The organism is Clostridium sp. Marseille-Q7071, assembly GCF_965112025.1.
Map to the genome: position 1 here is coordinate 2,843,010 of NZ_CBCOPR010000001.1, position 17,036 is coordinate 2,860,045.

The 17,036-nt window shown below is 27.5% G+C and carries 16 protein-coding genes and 1 pseudogene; 14 read left to right on the top strand and 3 right to left on the bottom strand.

The annotated features are described in order from the left end of the window. The first annotated feature begins 63 nt into the window (after positions 1 to 63). The 8 genes and pseudogenes from ACWPW7_RS13380 to ACWPW7_RS13415 all read left to right on the top strand — a co-directional run. Positions 64 to 999 (top strand): ATP-binding cassette domain-containing protein, encoded by a 936-nt coding sequence (locus ACWPW7_RS13380; RefSeq protein ID WP_454053903.1) that lies wholly within the window; start codon positions 64 to 66, stop codon positions 997 to 999. Between the two features lie 14 nt (positions 1,000 to 1,013). Continuing rightward, positions 1,014 to 2,138: an ABC transporter permease gene (locus ACWPW7_RS13385; protein ID WP_454053904.1), complete on the top strand. Its 1,125-nt coding sequence runs from the start codon at positions 1,014 to 1,016 to the stop codon at positions 2,136 to 2,138. Between the two features lies 1 nt (position 2,139). After that, on the top strand, positions 2,140 to 3,279 hold the full coding sequence (locus ACWPW7_RS13390; RefSeq protein WP_454053905.1) for an ABC transporter permease: 1,140 nt from the start codon (positions 2,140 to 2,142) through the stop codon (positions 3,277 to 3,279). 627 nt (positions 3,280 to 3,906) lie between these two features. After that, positions 3,907 to 4,116 carry a FeoA family protein gene (locus ACWPW7_RS13395; protein WP_291561883.1) on the top strand — a complete coding sequence of 70 codons (210 nt, stop codon included), beginning with the start codon at positions 3,907 to 3,909 and terminating at the stop codon, positions 4,114 to 4,116. A 15-nt stretch (positions 4,117 to 4,131) separates the two neighbouring features. Beyond that, complete coding sequence (locus tag ACWPW7_RS13400; protein WP_454053906.1) at positions 4,132 to 4,353, top strand: FeoA family protein; 222 nt, start codon at positions 4,132 to 4,134, stop codon at positions 4,351 to 4,353. 35 nt (positions 4,354 to 4,388) lie between these two features. Next, a complete protein-coding gene (gene feoB, locus ACWPW7_RS13405; RefSeq protein WP_454053907.1) occupies positions 4,389 to 6,545 on the top strand; it encodes a ferrous iron transport protein B in 2,157 nt (718 codons plus the stop codon). 20 nt (positions 6,546 to 6,565) lie between these two features. Next, positions 6,566 to 6,712, top strand: a complete 147-nt coding sequence (locus ACWPW7_RS13410; protein WP_039630339.1) for a FeoB-associated Cys-rich membrane protein — start codon at positions 6,566 to 6,568, stop codon at positions 6,710 to 6,712. A 263-nt stretch (positions 6,713 to 6,975) separates the two neighbouring features. Next, positions 6,976 to 7,465, top strand: a pseudogene (locus ACWPW7_RS13415) (transposase); the annotation flags it as partial. 141 nt (positions 7,466 to 7,606) lie between these two features. On the opposite strand, the gene ACWPW7_RS13420 reads toward ACWPW7_RS13415, so the two are convergent. From ACWPW7_RS13420 to ACWPW7_RS13430, 3 genes are read right to left on the bottom strand one after another with little or no spacing between them, the layout of a single operon-like run. Then, complete coding sequence (locus ACWPW7_RS13420; protein ID WP_145953059.1) at positions 7,607 to 7,768, bottom strand: FeoB-associated Cys-rich membrane protein; 162 nt, start codon at positions 7,766 to 7,768, stop codon at positions 7,607 to 7,609. A 13-nt stretch (positions 7,769 to 7,781) separates the two neighbouring features. Further along, entirely contained in the window at positions 7,782 to 9,557 is a 1,776-nt protein-coding gene (gene feoB, locus ACWPW7_RS13425) for a ferrous iron transport protein B (RefSeq protein ID WP_454053908.1), read from the bottom strand. Continuing rightward, positions 9,557 to 9,790, bottom strand: a complete 234-nt coding sequence (locus ACWPW7_RS13430) for a FeoA family protein (protein WP_291561949.1) — start codon at positions 9,788 to 9,790, stop codon at positions 9,557 to 9,559. The genes feoB (ACWPW7_RS13425) and ACWPW7_RS13430 overlap by 1 nt, the downstream gene beginning before the upstream one ends. Positions 9,791 to 10,130: 340 nt before the next feature. On the opposite strand from ACWPW7_RS13430, the gene ACWPW7_RS13435 reads away from it, so the two are divergent. The 6 genes from ACWPW7_RS13435 to ACWPW7_RS13460 all read left to right on the top strand — a co-directional run bounded on the left by ACWPW7_RS13435 (position 10,131) and on the right by ACWPW7_RS13460 (position 17,024). Next, positions 10,131 to 10,859 carry a ribonuclease H-like domain-containing protein gene (locus ACWPW7_RS13435; protein WP_454053909.1) on the top strand — a complete coding sequence of 243 codons (729 nt, stop codon included), beginning with the start codon at positions 10,131 to 10,133 and terminating at the stop codon, positions 10,857 to 10,859. A 152-nt stretch (positions 10,860 to 11,011) separates the two neighbouring features. Beyond that, positions 11,012 to 11,425 carry a hypothetical protein gene (locus tag ACWPW7_RS13440; RefSeq protein WP_454053910.1) on the top strand — a complete coding sequence of 138 codons (414 nt, stop codon included), beginning with the start codon at positions 11,012 to 11,014 and terminating at the stop codon, positions 11,423 to 11,425. Between the two features lie 19 nt (positions 11,426 to 11,444). Next, positions 11,445 to 13,139 (top strand): adenine deaminase, encoded by a 1,695-nt coding sequence (gene ade, locus ACWPW7_RS13445; RefSeq protein WP_454053911.1) that lies wholly within the window; start codon positions 11,445 to 11,447, stop codon positions 13,137 to 13,139. Between the two features lie 211 nt (positions 13,140 to 13,350). Next, the gene (locus ACWPW7_RS13450) at positions 13,351 to 13,776 is read left to right on the top strand and encodes a prepilin-type N-terminal cleavage/methylation domain-containing protein (RefSeq protein ID WP_291561866.1); all 426 of its coding nucleotides are present in this window, start codon (positions 13,351 to 13,353) and stop codon (positions 13,774 to 13,776) included. A gap of 13 nt (positions 13,777 to 13,789) precedes the next feature. Beyond that, positions 13,790 to 14,461 (top strand): prepilin peptidase, encoded by a 672-nt coding sequence (locus ACWPW7_RS13455; RefSeq protein ID WP_454053912.1) that lies wholly within the window; start codon positions 13,790 to 13,792, stop codon positions 14,459 to 14,461. Between the two features lie 1,225 nt (positions 14,462 to 15,686). After that, complete coding sequence (locus tag ACWPW7_RS13460; protein ID WP_454053913.1) at positions 15,687 to 17,024, top strand: APC family permease; 1,338 nt, start codon at positions 15,687 to 15,689, stop codon at positions 17,022 to 17,024. Positions 17,025 to 17,036: the final 12 nt, after the last annotated feature.

Here is a 17,036-nt window from a genome sequence, read left to right on the forward strand (position 1 = left end):
TTAAGAGAAGGTCTATTTTTTTATATTATATTTATAAGGAAAGAATTTATGGAGGATTTTGATATGAAAGTTTTAGAAGTAAATAATTTAATTAAAAGATTTAAGGATGTGACTGCTGTTGACAATATAAATTTTTCAATAGAAGATGGGGAAATTTACGGACTATTAGGACCAAATGGTGCAGGAAAAAGTACCACAATAAATATGATTTGTGGACTTATAAGTAGTGATATGGGGGAAATAAAGATATTAGAAAAAGATATAAAAAAAAATGTAAATTTTATCAAGGAAAATATAGGACTTGTACCTCAAAGTATAGCGGTATATTGGGAACTTACAGCATTAGAAAATGTAAAGTTTTTTGGTAGTTTATATGGATTAAAAGGTAAAGAACTAGAAAAAAAATCATTAGAAGCATTAGAATTTGTAGGACTTATAGATAGAATTAAAGAACCCTGTAGAAACTTTTCAGGAGGAATGAGTAGACGACTAAATATAGCTTGTTCTATAGTGCATAAACCTAGAATTATAATAATGGATGAACCGACAGTAGGAATTGATCCTCAGTCAAGAAAGCACATATTAAACTCTGTAAAAAAACTTAATAAAATGGGCAGTACCATAATATATACTTCGCATTATATGGAAGAGGTAGATGAAATATGCAGTAAGGTTGGCATAATGGATCATGGAAAATTAATAGCTGAAGGAACTAAGGAAGAGTTAAAGGCACTGATTACTGATTACAATTATATAAAAGTTCAGGTTGCTAATGTAGATAGTATAGATATTAACAAGCTTAAAAATATTAATGGTATTAATGATATTGATATTAAAGAGAACATTGTTGTTTTTGAGATTAATAAAGATATGATAAACATGGATAAGATAGTGAGAGTTTTTGTAGATAATAATATTTCTATAAGGGGAATAAATACAGTATTACCTAATTTAGAAGATGTGTTTTTAAACTTAACTGGTAGGAAGCTTAGAGATTAAGAGGAGTGGTATTAGTGAGAACTATTAGTATTATAGTTAAAGAAATGAAACAGCATTTAAGAGATAAAACATATATGATATCAATGATTTTATTTCCCATATTTTTAACGGCAATTTTAGGGAGTGCTACTGGTAGTGATTTAGAAAATGAAATAGTTTTTAACTTGAAACCTGTAATATATTATATAGAAGGACAAGGAAAAACATCTAAAGCCTTTGAAACTATGATAAAAGAATTAAATAATATAGAAAAAAAGGAAATTTATAGTTTTGAAGAAGGCATAGAACAAATTAAAAATAATAAGTTCTCTGCTTATATTCACCTTAAAGTTAATGAAGATAAAATAATTATATATAAGAATGAAAATTATAATATTGAAGGATCATTAATGGAATTGGTTCTAAATTCTTTTGTAGAAAGATTTAATATTCTTATAGAGATAAATAAAGTTACTAATGAAAATTTGGTAAAAGTAAGTGCAATAAGTAAGGCTGAAAGCCATAACTATGTAGAAGTAAAATCTTTAGATAAATTAAAAGGTCCTCCTGCGAAAGATTACTATGGAATAATGATGCTATTGATGATGGTAATGTATTGTGCCATGGGTGGAATGTCTATAGTTAATACTGAACGATATCGTAAAACTTTAGACAGACTTATAATTGCTCCAATAAATAGACTTAATTTGTTTATTGCAATGGCAATAGGAGCATTTATAGTGAATTGTATTCAGTTTGCTATAGTAATATCTGTGCTTAAATATTTATTTAATATAAATTTTGGAGAAGATTTTATAAGCGTAATATTAATTATAGCATCACTAGGGATATTAGCTATATCTATTGGATGCGCAATGTCTCTAATGATTCCAGGAGAAAAGTGTCAAGGAATTTTAAATATATTATTGGTATTATTATGTTTTTTAGGTGGAAGCTATATGTCTATAGAAAGCCTTAATAGTGAATTCTTAATGAAACTAGCTAATGTTTCACCAGTTAGATGGACAAATAATAGTATCTTTAGCGTAATTTATGCAAATGATTACTCAAAATTTTATAGTACTCTAGCATTAAATTTTGGTATTGCAGCAATATTATTTTTAATATCAATGATGCTATTTAAAAGAATGGAGGATTAACATGAGAAATTCTTTCCTTATAGTAAAAAATAATTTTAAAATCATATTTAAAAAGAAGTCTTCTATATTCACATATGTACTACTTCCTATATTTAGTTTATTGTTTTTATTATTTATTCAGCTTTCAAGTAAAATACCAATATATAATATAGGAGTTATAAATAAAGATAATGAGACTTTATCTAAAGATATGATAAGTTATTTAGAAAATACTAAAAGATTCAGTCTATTAAGTATAGAGGAGAGTGAAGTAAAAGATAAAGTTACTAAAGGTGAAATTTCTTATGCTATAATAATTCCAAAAGACTTTGAAAATAGTATTATAGAAAATGAACCTAAAAACATAGAAATTTTAACTATAAAAGGTCAAGATACAACAGTATGGATTAAAAATTATATAAATATGTATATAGAAAATTTAAAGATAATAAGTGAGATAAGTAAAAATAGCAAAGAATTTTATGATATATATAAAGGGTATAAATTTAATGGAAAATTGTCATTAGAGGGAAAAACTACAGAAGATATTACTGCTAAAAAAGTTTTTACGACAAATTCTATGGGAATATTTATAATGTTTTTAATGTATACATCTATAAATATTTCTAAGCTTATAATAAAGGAGAAGAGAGAAAAAACCTATTACAGAATATGTGTAGCGCCTTTTTCTTCAAGACAGTATATACTTGGGAATATGTTTACCAATCTATTAATTATAGGTTTTCAGCTATTTATAGTAATATTAATTTTAATAAAAATAATAAAACTTAACACAAATTATTTAAATTTCTTTATATTAATGATGGCTTTTGGTACTGTTGTAGTATCTCTTGGAGTTCTAATTATATCTTTTGCAAATTCTTCAATGTCAATAGGAGGAATTACAAACTTTATAGTAGTCCCTAGTTGTATGTTAGGAGGATGTTTTTGGCCTATAAGCAGTAGGGGAGAAATATTTAAAAAAATCTCTTTTTTAATGCCTCAAAGCTATGTTATAAATGGAATAGAAAAAATACAGAGTAATTTACATTTTAAAGCCTTAATTCCCAATATAGCTATATTAATATTATTCACTCTAGCATTTTTAAGTATAGCAGCTTATAAAATGAAGATAAATAAATCTATGGGGGAATTTGTATAATATATCAATAAAAAAGGAGTTCATCGAACTCCTTTTTCTAATTCACAATTCACATTCAACAATTGAGAATTGACGATTGACAATGGACAATTGTAGATATTTCTCAGCAATCGCTGAAAAATTTAAAATTTATTAATTGTAGCGGCGAACAGTGTTCGCCACATAACTAGCCCTTGTATTACTAGTTAGAAATATATTAAAGAAATTATTTTGATAAAAATAATTTCATTCTGAATTATGAATTGTGCATTGATAAAGTTTGCCATTTTTTACATCACCATATATTTTCGTAAAGGAATAAAAAATCCATGCATCAACGGCTTTTAACTGCTAATGAGACGGACCCAGATATATGAAAGAAAGTTATTATTTTGATAAAGATTTTCAATACTTATTGAAAATCTTTATCAATAATGATATAATAGGATTGTATTAAAGTTAACAAAGTAGCAGAGTTAACTTATCTATTTTGCACAATGGTTAGATTAAACTAACATAAGAAAAATCTGATAGTATAATACTCTAGCTAATAACTTAATAGGTAAACTTTAAAAACAGGATATTTTATAAAATATTTAGAATAAAAATATTGATTTTGAATAACTACCCTAAGAGGAGGTGAGTGTTATGACATTAGCTATGGCAAGAGAAGGTGAAATAAATAAAATAAAGAAAATAACAGGTAGAGACAATGTGCGGCAATTTCTTGCAAAGTTAGGTTTTGTAGAAGGAGAAAGCGTTACTGTCATATCAGAGATATCAGGAAATATGATAATAAACGTAAAAGATTCAAGAATAGCTATTGGTAAAAGTATGGCTAATAGAATTATTATTTAGAGAGGGGAATTATCTATGATGACGTTAAAAGATGTTGAATGTGGACAAAAAGTAACTGTAGTAAAACTTCATGGAAAAGGAGTTATAAAAAGAAGAATTATGGATATGGGAATAACTAAAGGGGTTGAAATTTTTGTTCGTAAATTGGCACCTTTAGGAGATCCAATAGAAGTAAATATAAGAAATTATGAGTTAACACTTCGTAAAGCAGATGCGGAAATGATAGAAGTAAAGTAAAAAATAAATTATAAACCTTTTAGGGGGGGATTTAAATGGAAAATATAAGAATTGCTCTTGTAGGAAATCCTAACTGTGGTAAAACTACAATGTTTAATTATTTAACTGGAAGTTCACAGTATGTTGGAAACTGGCCTGGAGTAACTGTAGAAAAAAAAGAAGGTAAATTAAAACAACATAAAGATGTAAAAGTAATAGATTTGCCTGGAATATATTCACTTTCACCATATACTTTAGAAGAAGTTATAACAAGGAACTATCTTATTACAGAAAAACCAGAAGTTATTATAAATATAGTAGATGGTACAAACCTTGAAAGAAACTTATATCTATCAACTCAGGTAATGGAACTTGGAATTCCTGTTATAATAGCCTTAAATATGATGGATATTGTCAGAAAAAATGGAGATATCATCAATAAGGACAAGTTAGGTAAATCTATGGGTTGTACTGTGGTTGAAACATCTGCTTTAAAAGGTGACGGATGTAAAGAACTAATTAATAAAGCAATAGAATTAGCTAAATCACACAAAGTTAATGTAATAGAACATACTTTTTCAAATGATGTGGAAAAAGTGTTGTCTGATATTGAGAATGAAATTCAAAATCAAATTTCAAAAGAACATTTACGTTGGTTTGCTATAAAATTATTTGAAAATGATGAAAAGGCAATTGAACAAGGAAATATTTCAAAATCTTCAAAAGATAAAATAGGAGCAATTGTAGATGGTTTTGAAGATAAATTAGACGATGATGGCGAAAGTATTATAACTAATGAACGTTATAATTACATAAGTAAAATAATTACTAAATGTGTAGTTAAGAAAAACAAATCTAAGTTAACTACTTCTGATAAGATAGATAAAATAGTTACTAATAGAATTTTAGGATTACCTATATTTGCAGCTGTTATGTTCCTTGTTTATTACTTATCTATTTCAACAATAGGTACTGGCGCTACAGATTGGGTAAATGATGTGTTGTTTGGTGATATTATACCTCCTGCAGTAGAAGGCTTCCTTACATCTATAGGAACTGCACCTTGGCTAAATTCACTAATACTTGATGGTATTATTGCTGGTGTAGGAGCTGTACTTGGATTCTTACCACAAATGATGGTATTATTTTTATGTCTTGCGATTTTAGAAGATTGTGGTTATATGTCACGTATAGCGTTTATAATGGATAGAATATTCCGTAAGTTTGGTCTTTCGGGTAAGTCATTTATCCCTATGCTTATAGGAACAGGTTGTGGTGTTCCAGGAATTATGGCATCAAGAACTATTGAGAATGAATCAGATAGGAAGATGACTATAATTACGACTACATTTATGCCTTGTTCTGCGAAATTGCCAATAATAGCTTTAATTGCAGGGTCATTATTCCCAGGGTCAGCTTGGGTAGCACCTTCAGCATATTTTGTTGGAATTGCAGCTATTATATGTTCTGGAATAATTTTAAAGAAAACAAAAGCTTTTGCAGGTGAGCCTGCTCCATTTGTTATGGAACTACCAAAATATCATGTGCCTAGTGTAAAAGGTGTGTTTATTCATATGTGGGATAGATCAAAATCCTTCGTTAAAAAAGCAGGTACTATAATATTCCTTGCTTGTGGATTAATATGGTTCTTGAGTACATTCAATTGGTCATTAGAAATGGTAGAAACTCCAGATTCAATATTAGCTTCAATTGGTAAAGTAATAGCACCTATATTTAATCCGTTAGGATGGGGCGACTGGAAAGCAGCAGTGGCAACTATTTCAGGATTAATTGCAAAAGAAAATGTAGTTGGTACATTTGGTATTTTATACGGAGTTGGAGAAGTAGCAGAAGATGGTGTAGAAATTTGGAATACTCTACAAGGCTCATTTACACAACTATCTGCATATTCATTCTTACTATTTAATTTATTATGTGCTCCATGTTTTGCAGCAATTGGTGCAATTAAACGTGAAATGGGTAATGCTAAATGGACTTGGGTAGCTGTAGGATATCAAACTGGATTAGCTTATGTAGTGGCACTTACGGTTTATCAATTAGGATCACTGTTTACAGGAAAAGGATTCGGAGTTGGAACTTTAGTTGCTTTAGTACTATTAGCAGGATTCTTGTATATGCTATTTAGACCTTATAAGGATTTTTCTAATTCAACTAACATAAAAGACGATAAGGTAGAGAATATTAGAGCATAGCGCGTAAGGAGATAATAAATATGTCTACATTTATAATTGGTACATTAGTACTAGGATCATTTGTTCTTGTTGGATACAAAGTTTATAAAGATAAAAAAAATGGCAATTGCTGTGGCGGAGACTGTTGTGACTGCCATAGCTCATGTAAGCCTACTAAGTCAAAATAAAAAATAAAAAATCTATTTTTCAAGTAATTCCTTATTAGATACTTGAAAAATAGATTTTTTTATTTGATGAAATCATGGTGACTTCAGTCATGAGTTATAACATGCTTAAGGTAGTTACATATGATATATACAAATAATTATATTATATTTATATGTACTTATAATTATAAGGAGTGGTTATTATATCATGGACGTGAAGATGTATATTCAATAAAATAATTGATGATAATAATTTTAGAATATTAGAAGATTATAATGAAAGCATTAAAGAGTCTATTAATGTAGCTTTTCTTAACACTGAATATCAACGATATATAGTGCATTAAGTTTGTAATACTTTGAAGTATGTCATTGATAAAGGTAAAAAAGAATTTGCTGCAGATTTAAAAACTATATATCATGCACCAGCTGAAGAGCAAGGACATGCTCATATAGTTAAAGTTACTGAAAAATAGCAAAGACACTATCCCGATGAAATGAAAAGCTGGTCAGTTAATTAGGATTTTATAAACTTATATTTAAGTTTCAGTTGATGTACGTAAGGCTATATACGCAACGAATGCTATTGAAATCCTTAACAATACTTATCGTAGATTGAATCGTCAGCAAAGTGTATTTCCAAGTGACACTTCTTTGCTTAAAGCATTGTACTTAGCAACTTTTAGAGCCATAAAAAAGTGGAATTTACCACTTTTAGAAACTGGGGGGAAGTTTATAGAGATATTCATAATGTATGAAGGAAGACTTCCTTAAAGTTTACGGCTAATATAAAAAACACACCCGCATTAAGAGTGTTCTTGACATGTAATTTATTTACTATCTTTAGTTCATTATTCAGTTTACATAAAATTATTTACAGAACCATAAAAGAGCATGACTCATGTCATGCTCTTTTTATTGATTAGATTTTTTTATTGAAATTGTTTCTTTGTAGTTAGGACATTTTGCTGCACAGCTTCCACAGTTACATTCACCTTTACCTTTTTTCTTAATTTGTTTAAATAATATAACTGCTGAAGCTATGAGAATACCACCTGTTACTAAGATTTCTATCATATTATCACCTCAATTAAAATATAAGGCCTCCTATATTATATATAAGGAATGCAGCTATCCAAGCTACTGCTATTTGGTAAACAGCAGAGAAGAAGGCGAATTTACCACCAAATTCTTTTTTCATAGCTCCTATTACTGCAATACAAGGAGTATATAGTAATGAGAAAGCTAAGAATGATAATGCACTTAGAGTAGTAAAGTTAGCTGCAATAGCGGCCTCTAACTCTCCAGAATATAACACACCCATTGTACTTACAACAACTTCTTTAGCTGCAAGTCCAGTAAGTAATGATACAGAACTTTGCCATGTACCAAAACCTAAAGGTGCAAATATAGGAGAAATAAAGTTACCAATAGAAGCTAAGAAGCTTTCATCAATTTCTGCCATACCACTCATATTAAAGCTTTGTAAGAACCAAACAATAACTGATATTGCAAATATAATTGTTCCTGCTTTCTTTAAGAAACCTTTACCTTTTTCCCAAGTATGATGAAGTACTGTTTTAGCTTCAGGTACTTTATATTCAGGTAATTCAATTATAAAAGGTTCTTCAGCTTTTTTATATAAAGTATTTTTTAGTATAATAGCTACTAAAAATGCTACTAAAATTCCAAGTAAATAAAGTCCAAATACTACTTCTGTTTGGTGACTAGCAAATAATGCTCCGGTAAATAGTGCATAGATTGGTAGTCTAGCATTACAGGACATAAAAGGTAGTATTAGAGCAGTTATCTTTCTATCTTTTTCACTTTCAAGGGTTCTAGCTGACATGATCCCAGGAACAGAACAACCAAATCCCATCATAAGTGGAATAAAAGCTTTTCCAGAAAGACCAAATTTTCTCATAAGCTTATCCATAATAAAAGCAGCTCTTGCCATATATCCACTGTCTTCTAATATAGACATGCCCAAAAATAAAGTTAATATAATTGGCACGAAAGTTATGATTCCTCCAACACCGCCAATGATACCGTCAACTATTAAAGAACTAAACCAAGGACTACTATTTTCTAAAAGTCCTCCAACTAATCCTGCAAAATCTTCAGTAATTAATCCCTCTAACCAATCTTGAAGAGGTGCACCTACCCACTCAAAAGTAAATTTAAATATAATCCATAGTAGTGCTAGAAATATTGGGTAAGCTAAAAATTTATTTAATACAATCTTATCAATTTTTTCACTTATAGATTCTTTTTTAGTCTTTGGTAATTCTACACAAGAATTTAAAATATTCTCTATATAAGCATATGCTTCAGATTCATTCATTCCACTAAAATTATGCTTAACATTTATTGTTGTATCCAGTTTGTTAAAATCTTTACTGTTTAGGAGTTCTTTAACGGCTTCAATACCTTTTGATTTAGAAGCTGAAATAGGAAGTATGTTTACTCCTAATTTTTTAGAAAGTAAATCAAAATTTATATGGATATTTTTAGATTTAGCAACATCTATCATATTTACAACTAAAACCATTGGTTTCTTAAATTCTGTTAGTTGTGAAGTTAAATATAAATTTCTTTCTAAATTTGTAGCATCTACAATGTTTACAATTAGATCAACCTCATCACTTTGTAAAAATTCCTTAGAGATTTTTTCTTCATTTGAAAATGTATCCATAGCATAGATACCAGGCAAGTCTACAATTTTAACATTTTTTCCTACGTAACCTTCTTTTTTATCAACAGTAACCCCAGCCCAGTTTCCAACATACTGGTTAGAACCTGTAAGAGAATTAAAAAGAGTTGTTTTTCCTACGTTAGGGTTACCAAGTAATGCAACAGTAACCATTAATTTTTCCCCTCCATCTTTATAAAAATATTTCTTGCGTCTTTTTTTCTTATAGCAAAATCCGTTCCACGCAAATTAATTATAATGGGATCTCCTAGGGGAGCAACCTTTTTCATAATAACTTTAGTACCTTCAATAAATCCTAAAGCTAAAAGTCTTTTAGACAATTTCTCATCACAATTTAATCCTTGTATATAAGCGATATCGCCTAGCTTTAAATCATTAATGCTCATGTCTTTTACTTCCACATAAGCAGCTTTACTTAAATTTAAATTATTAATGCTCATAATTTTCACCTCTTGTTGATAACAATTATCAGTATCATTATATGATTATTTATTGAAAAAGTCAATATTTTTTTAGAAAATTAGGTTATTTAAAAGAGTATTTGGAAATAATAATAAGTTATAGCAAGTTTTTTTAAATACTAATAATTTAAGTTTTTGCATGTATATAATTTGTAGAAAATAAATAGGTGAATGTGATATAATAATCAATATGTTGTATTTACCATTATTTTAATAGGAATTATATATTAATTATTTTGGTAACTTTAATTTAGAAAAGAGTGATATGGTGATTATTAAAGAAAATGTGATTTATGTAGAGGATTTTAATGAAGAGAATTGTTTAATATTTAATGATAAAAAGGATTTATTTAAGGATGCTATTTTTTTTGATTTAGAGCATTACGTATATAAAAAGCCTATATGCATAGGGGTTTTTGGTAGTGCATATTATGATGAGAATGAAAATTCTTTAAGAATAACTCAATATATGCTCGAAAATAAATATGAACTTAAAAAACTTCTAAGATTATCAAAAGATTATTTTAAAACTATGATTGAAGAGCACAATAAGAAATATATAATAACTTTTTCAGGTAATAATGATTTTACAGTAATTAATTATTTGTATGAGAAACATAAGATAAATTTTAAAATAGAAGAGCATTTTAAAGATATAGACTTACAAAAATGTTACGAAAAATCTATGAAAACTTCTATAGGACTTAAAAATTTAGAAAGTAAATTTAATATTACAAGAGAAAGTGAAATAATTAGCGGATCAAATTTAGCTAAAACCTTTAGTAAAATTATGAAAGATGAAGAATATTTTAATAGAATGCCTGTGGATAAAAAAGAAAAAATTTTACTATACAATATGCAAGATGTAGTTAGTTTGTTTTATATATATGTAAATTGGAATAAGTATATATTTCCTTCTATTGAAGAAGAAAATATTGTTAAATGCGAAGAGAAAATTAATTATAAAGTTATTGAAAACAATAGCTGTAGCTAAATGGTGTTTTAATCCATTTAGTTACAGCTTTTATTATTTTTATGTTATATATTATAGGATACTGTAATAAATATAGTAATAATCTAAAAAATAATAAGTCTTCTACATATTATTTTATATGTTACTACATAAATATTTAGGGGGTATATAAAATGATTTCTAATACTAATATATCAACAAATAGAAAAAATAAATTAGATGCATTTAGAGAGGTAGAAGAATTATTAAATAAACGGAAATATAAAGGATTTTTTAGAATAAATAGCGAAAATAAAACATTGTCCCCAGACATTGACAGTATTGTTTATCTAAGGCATAAAAATAATAGAATAGAAAAATTCAATGTAGCTTTTACTATAGAGCATGAAAAGGCTATACGAATTTATGAAGTCGAGCTACTATTAGAAGGTAAACCTGTTGATTATTTATATAAGCAATCTGTAATAAATATTATTATGAATAAAATTAAAGAAAGCTTGTATATTAAAGAATTAAATCCACAGTATTCTGGCTCTATTATTAAAGCTTATATAGGCGCAATTGAAAATGTAAATCATAACAATTAGTTATAAGAAAGGGGTAGCGATGGAAAAAATAAAGGGAAAAATTGAGATGAGTCTTGGAGAAGTAAAGTGTAATCTAGTTTTAAAGAATGCATTTTATATCAATGTGTTTAATGGACAAATTGAACAGGGAGATATAGGCATATGTGATGATACAATCATAGGTATTGGTAGTTATGAGGGAGATATAGAAATCGATTGTTCAGAACAATATGTAGCTCCAGGTTTTATAGATTCCCATGTTCATATTGAATCCTCAATGATAACACCAGAAAAGTATTCCTCAATAGCAATTAAAAATGGGGTAACCACTGTAATAGCAGATCCTCATGAAATAGCAAATGTAGAGGGGATAAAGGGAATTGAATTTATGCTTAAAAATTCTGAAAATGCTATGATTGATATATACTTTATGTTGCCATCTTGTGTTCCTGCTACAAGTTTTGAAGACAATGGATATACTTTAAATTGCGAAGAACTTCTAAAATTATCTGACCATTCTAAAGTCCTGGGATTAGGAGAGGTAATGGACATTAAGTCAGTTATAAATAAGGATGAGGAGATGTTATGTAAACTTAAATCATTTAATGGCAGACCTATAGATGGCCATAGTCCAATAATATCTCCTATAGAATTAAATGCTTACATTACTAGTGGAGTTAAAACAGATCATGAATGTTCAAATTACAAAGATGCTTTAAATAAAATTTCAAAAGGTATGTATATATTGATGAGAGAAGGATCAGCAGCTAAGAATCTAACAGCATTATTAAAAGCTATTAAAGATGAAAATTACCATAGATTTTTATTCTGTACCGATGATAGACATATAGAAGATTTAATGGAAGAAGGATCAATTGATAATTGTTTGAGAATAGCCATAAGAGAGGGGATAGATCCTGTTAAAGCCTTTACAATGGCAACTTTTAATGCAGCACAGTGCTATGGATTAAAAAACATTGGAGCTATAGCTCCAGGATATAAAGCGGATTTAGTTATTTTTGAAAGTCTTAAACAAATAAACATTAAAAGAGTATTAAAAAATGGAAAAGACCCATTATTAAATGCTAAGACTAGTGCTATTTATAATATTAAGACTTCAATGAACCTAGATTTTGTATCAATTAATGATTTCAAAGTTCCTGCTATAGGAAATGAAATTAATGTGATAAAAGTTAAACCACAATCTCTAGAGACTATAAAGGAAATAAGAAAAATTTCGGCAGAAAACGGATATGTTTCAAAAATAAATAGTAGAGATGTTTTAAAATTGGCAATATTTGAACGACATAGAAGAAGTAAAAAATATTCTGTAGGATATGTTGAAGGGTTAGGGTTAAAAGATTGTGCTATAGCCCAAACTGTTGCACATGATTCTCATAACATTATTGTAATTGGCGATAATGATAAAGATATGGAGGTAGCTGTTAATTCTCTTATTACTATAGGCGGAGGAATAGTTATAGTTTCTGAAGGCAAATTGATATCACACTTATCACTTCCAATAGGAGGATTGATGACATTTCAAGAACCATATATCGTTTGTGAGAATGTAAAAAGACTTAATAGAATAGCAAGAAGTTATGGAATAAAGCAGGATTTTGATCCATTTATAACTCTTTCGTTTTTATCACTTCCAGTGATTCCTGAAATTAAACTAACTACTAAAGGTCTGTATGAATTTAGTACAGAAAGTTTTATAGATTTATTTGTATAAATAGAATTATAAGAATGATAGAATGTTTTTTATTGTTACGAAAAAACATTCTATTTTTATTGCTCATATTAGAAAGGCTCAATATAAAATTTTTATATTGATAAGAATTTCAAAGTTATAATTATATAAAATACAAAAATATGTTATTTATTCTTATAATTGTCAATAATAACAATTAAATGAGTACTATAAATAAAATGGAGGTAAAACAGTGAGTTATTCTAAGAAAAAAAGAGGGGGATTTACTCTCATAGAAATAATAGTGGTTATATCAATTATTGCTATATTAGCTTTTATAGCTGTACCTAAATTCGGAAATATACAGGAGAATGCTAAGCAAAAGGCAGATGTAGCAACTGCTAAAAATATAGCAATGGCAATAAATACAGAATTATCAAAAGGAAAATCAGTACTTAAAATAGATGAAACCGTGGTTAAACAGTATTTTAATAATGAAGAAATAAAACAACAAGCTTTAGTTAATAATAATTTACCAAATAAATTTTCTATCCATATAAAAAGTGATGGAGAAATATTTATATTTACGGGAACTAGGCAGGTTTATCCTAGTCTAAAAAATGATACACAAGTATCAGAAGGCAAAGATATTAAAACTTTTGAAATAGCATGTAATTAAAAGTGGAGGTAGCATGGTATTAATATATAGCTTTATATTTATAACTGGAATTTTTTTAGGGAAATTCTTAAACTTTTGCATCAATGAAACAATTAAAAATGACGAAGAAAATAAAATAAAAAATTGTGAATATAATTTTCAAAATTTATTCGTAGAACTGATAACGGGTACTATGCTTTTGCTTTTGTATATTAAATATGGATTATGCTTGCAATTGATAAAGCTTTACACCTTATCATGTTTCATAATTGTAATTGGAGTTATAGATTTTAATACAAGATATGTATACGATAATACTGCTTATGGGGCTATAATTTTAGGCAGTGCCTTTATGATAATAGAATATATTAATGGATATCCTATTAAAGATTATATTCTTGGTGCCCTATTAGGAGGAGGAATCTTTTTAGCATTGATTCTTGTTACTAAATCTATATATAAAAAAGAGGTAATAGGATATGGAGATTTAGAAGTTTCAATTATAATAGGAGTCTTTCTAGGAGCAACAAGCAGCATATTAATTTTTGCATTGGCTAACATATTAGCTACTATAATATGTATATACATGATAGCTAAGGGAGAAAGTAGAAAAAAAACTATTCCTTATACACCCTTTATAACCATAGCTACTTTTATTGTAATATTATATAAGGATATTATTATAAAGTTTATTTTTAATAATTAAATATTAAATTACTTAGGTGAAATTTATAGTAATAGATAAATTAAAATAATTGCAAAGTATTGAATTTCTTACTTTCTCATAGGATAATTTTTATTAAAATCAGTGGTTATTAAAAGGTAAATGTGGAGGCTTTGAAAAAGTAATAAATTTGTTGACTTATGACGAAAAAATGTTGATAATGTAAAATGGTAGATGGATATTTTAAAATAAAAAAAGCTATGTATAATAAAATTTTTCATATTTTAAGAAAAGTCTAATTAATAATAAAAAATAGTTTTTAAATTTATATATATTGGAAAGAATTTAAGATAGGTATAATTAGAATTATTAGATTCACTACATTTAAAAAAATAAGCAATATTGTATTTCATAAATTAATAAATATACAATAAAAATGAATATTTATTATATAAATTTCATATTATCAATTGAAGTTAGAAAATATTATGCTATAATATCTTTTGAGAAATAATGTGATTTAGTATGAGTTAGAAAAATAAACATAATAGACTGAAGCATTATAACATTTTTATTATCTTAAAGGAAAGATTTTTTAATCTTAATAATTAAATTTAAAGTAGTAGGTTTAAAAACAGATTATTAAAAGTATATTTACAAATTAATAGTTGTCAAAATAAATTTTTAAAATATAATGTTTCATAATATTTTAAACAGATGAAAAGCTAAGAGTTTCAAAAAAGCTTATAACAATAATAAGTAATCAAAGTATAATAAGAAAAAATGAAAACATTTACTTTATTAATTAAGTTAAGTGAAATAATGTAATATCAATATGGAATATAAAATTAAAGCATTATTATGGAAAAGATAAAAGTATTTATTTTATAAATTTAAAACTAAGAGCTTACAATAGTGGACAAGCCGTATTAAAAAACTTTGTAACAATAATAAGCAATCATATTATAACTTAAATTTTATTAGATTTTAGACACATTTAGAAGCAAAGTTTTTTAATATTAGAGAGTAATAATAGATTCAATTTTAAATCAGAACTAATTGAAAATATTACCCAATATCCACATATAGATTTTAGTGAATTGTTCTATATTTAATGTAACTGACATTAATTTATTTAATTATTCCACATGAAATTACATATTTTAATAATAAGAAAATAGCTATATGTGCTAAAAAACTTATAGCATAGTTAAGTAGTACTATTTAGCTGCAATTAACTAATGAAAATTAACAAGGAGGACAAAAGATGAAAAACTCAAACACGTCGCAAAAGAAGAAAATGGGTCTTTTTGCAGCAACTGCACTAGTTGTAGGAAATATGATTGGTTCAGGAATATTCATGTTACCAACTACTTTAGCAAATGTAGCAGGGCCAGGTTCGACATTAATAGCATGGCTTTTGACTGGAGTAGGGTCAGTATTTATAGCATTGAGCTTTGCAAGATTGGGAAGTGTTATTCCAAAGACTGGAGGGCCTTATGAATACTCAAAAGAAGCCTTTGGTGAATTCGTTGGATTTACAAATGCATGGCTGTATTGGACTGGTTCAGTTATAGGAAATGCAGCAGTAATTATAGCAATAGGAAGTTATTCTAGTGCAGTTTTCCCAATTATAGGTAGTAATCATTTAGTTGGATTTTTATTTTGTTCAGCTATACTTTGGGGATTAACTCTTATAAATATAAAAGGTGTAAAACTGACAGGTAATATAGCAAGTATAATAACTGTATTTAAGCTTTCTATATTATTAATATTTATAGTAGTAGCTGGAACTCATTTTGACGTAAACAATATAACACCAATGTTTCCAAGTGGTGAAGGGGTAAATACAATATCAACAGCAGCAACAGTAACATTATGGGCATTTATAGGACTTGAATCTTCAAGTATTGCAGCAGGGGATATTGAAAATCCAGGAAAAAATGTAGCGAAGAGTACAATTTTTGGAATATTATTAGCCTGTTTATTTTATTTAGCATTAAGCTTTTTTGCAATGGGTGCAATGCCACAAAGTGAAATAGCTAAAAGTACAGCTCCAATATCAGACATATTAACTCAATATTTTGAAAAAGGAATTATAAATTTTATTAATATATCAATAGTTATATCAATAACAGGAACAGCCATAGGATGGATATTCTCTTCAGCGAGAATTGCTTACGCTGCTGGCAGCGATGGAATATTCCCTAAAGTATTTTCATCTAGTCATGAGAAGTATGGAACTCCATATAAAGCATTAATATTGAGTTCAGTAATTACAAATTTAGTTTTACTTCTTAACTTTTCTAATGGATTTGTAGGAGCGTTAAATATAATAACTTTAATTGCAACATTAACATATTTGCCTATATACGCAATCACAATAATGTCAGACATGGTTATTATGAGAAAACAGGGAACTTTAACGAAAAAACAAATAGTAAAAAAGAGTATAATACCAATAATAGGATTAATATATGCAGTATGGGCAATTTATGGATCAGGATTGAAAGTAGCATTTTATGTAGTTTTATTAGCGGTAGCAGGAATGCCAATTTATGTTTATTTAAAGATAAAAAATCAAAAAGAAACAGCAAAACTTTAATCTATTAAAGGC

What these genes read in the sequence shown, in the direction of transcription:
- ACWPW7_RS13380 (WP_454053903.1), top strand. Translation starts at nt 64, where the DNA reads ATGAAAGTTTTAGAAGTAAATAATTTAATTAAAAGATTTAAGGATGTG.
- ACWPW7_RS13390 (WP_454053905.1), top strand. Translation starts at nt 2,140, where the DNA reads ATGAGAAATTCTTTCCTTATAGTAAAAAATAATTTTAAAATCATATTT.
- ACWPW7_RS13395 (WP_291561883.1), top strand. Translation starts at nt 3,907, where the DNA reads ATGACATTAGCTATGGCAAGAGAAGGTGAAATAAATAAAATAAAGAAA.
- ACWPW7_RS13400 (WP_454053906.1), top strand. Translation starts at nt 4,132, where the DNA reads ATGATGACGTTAAAAGATGTTGAATGTGGACAAAAAGTAACTGTAGTA.
- feoB (WP_454053907.1), top strand. Translation starts at nt 4,389, where the DNA reads ATGGAAAATATAAGAATTGCTCTTGTAGGAAATCCTAACTGTGGTAAA.
- ACWPW7_RS13410 (WP_039630339.1), top strand. Translation starts at nt 6,566, where the DNA reads ATGTCTACATTTATAATTGGTACATTAGTACTAGGATCATTTGTTCTT.
- ACWPW7_RS13420 (WP_145953059.1), bottom strand. Translation starts at nt 7,768, where the DNA reads ATGATAGAAATCTTAGTAACAGGTGGTATTCTCATAGCTTCAGCAGTT.
- feoB (WP_454053908.1), bottom strand. Translation starts at nt 9,557, where the DNA reads ATGGTTACTGTTGCATTACTTGGTAACCCTAACGTAGGAAAAACAACT.
- ACWPW7_RS13430 (WP_291561949.1), bottom strand. Translation starts at nt 9,790, where the DNA reads ATGAGCATTAATGATTTAAAGCTAGGCGATATCGCTTATATACAAGGA.
- ACWPW7_RS13435 (WP_454053909.1), top strand. Translation starts at nt 10,131, where the DNA reads ATGGTGATTATTAAAGAAAATGTGATTTATGTAGAGGATTTTAATGAA.
- ACWPW7_RS13440 (WP_454053910.1), top strand. Translation starts at nt 11,012, where the DNA reads ATGATTTCTAATACTAATATATCAACAAATAGAAAAAATAAATTAGAT.
- ade (WP_454053911.1), top strand. Translation starts at nt 11,445, where the DNA reads ATGGAAAAAATAAAGGGAAAAATTGAGATGAGTCTTGGAGAAGTAAAG.
- ACWPW7_RS13455 (WP_454053912.1), top strand. Translation starts at nt 13,790, where the DNA reads ATGGTATTAATATATAGCTTTATATTTATAACTGGAATTTTTTTAGGG.
- ACWPW7_RS13460 (WP_454053913.1), top strand. Translation starts at nt 15,687, where the DNA reads ATGAAAAACTCAAACACGTCGCAAAAGAAGAAAATGGGTCTTTTTGCA.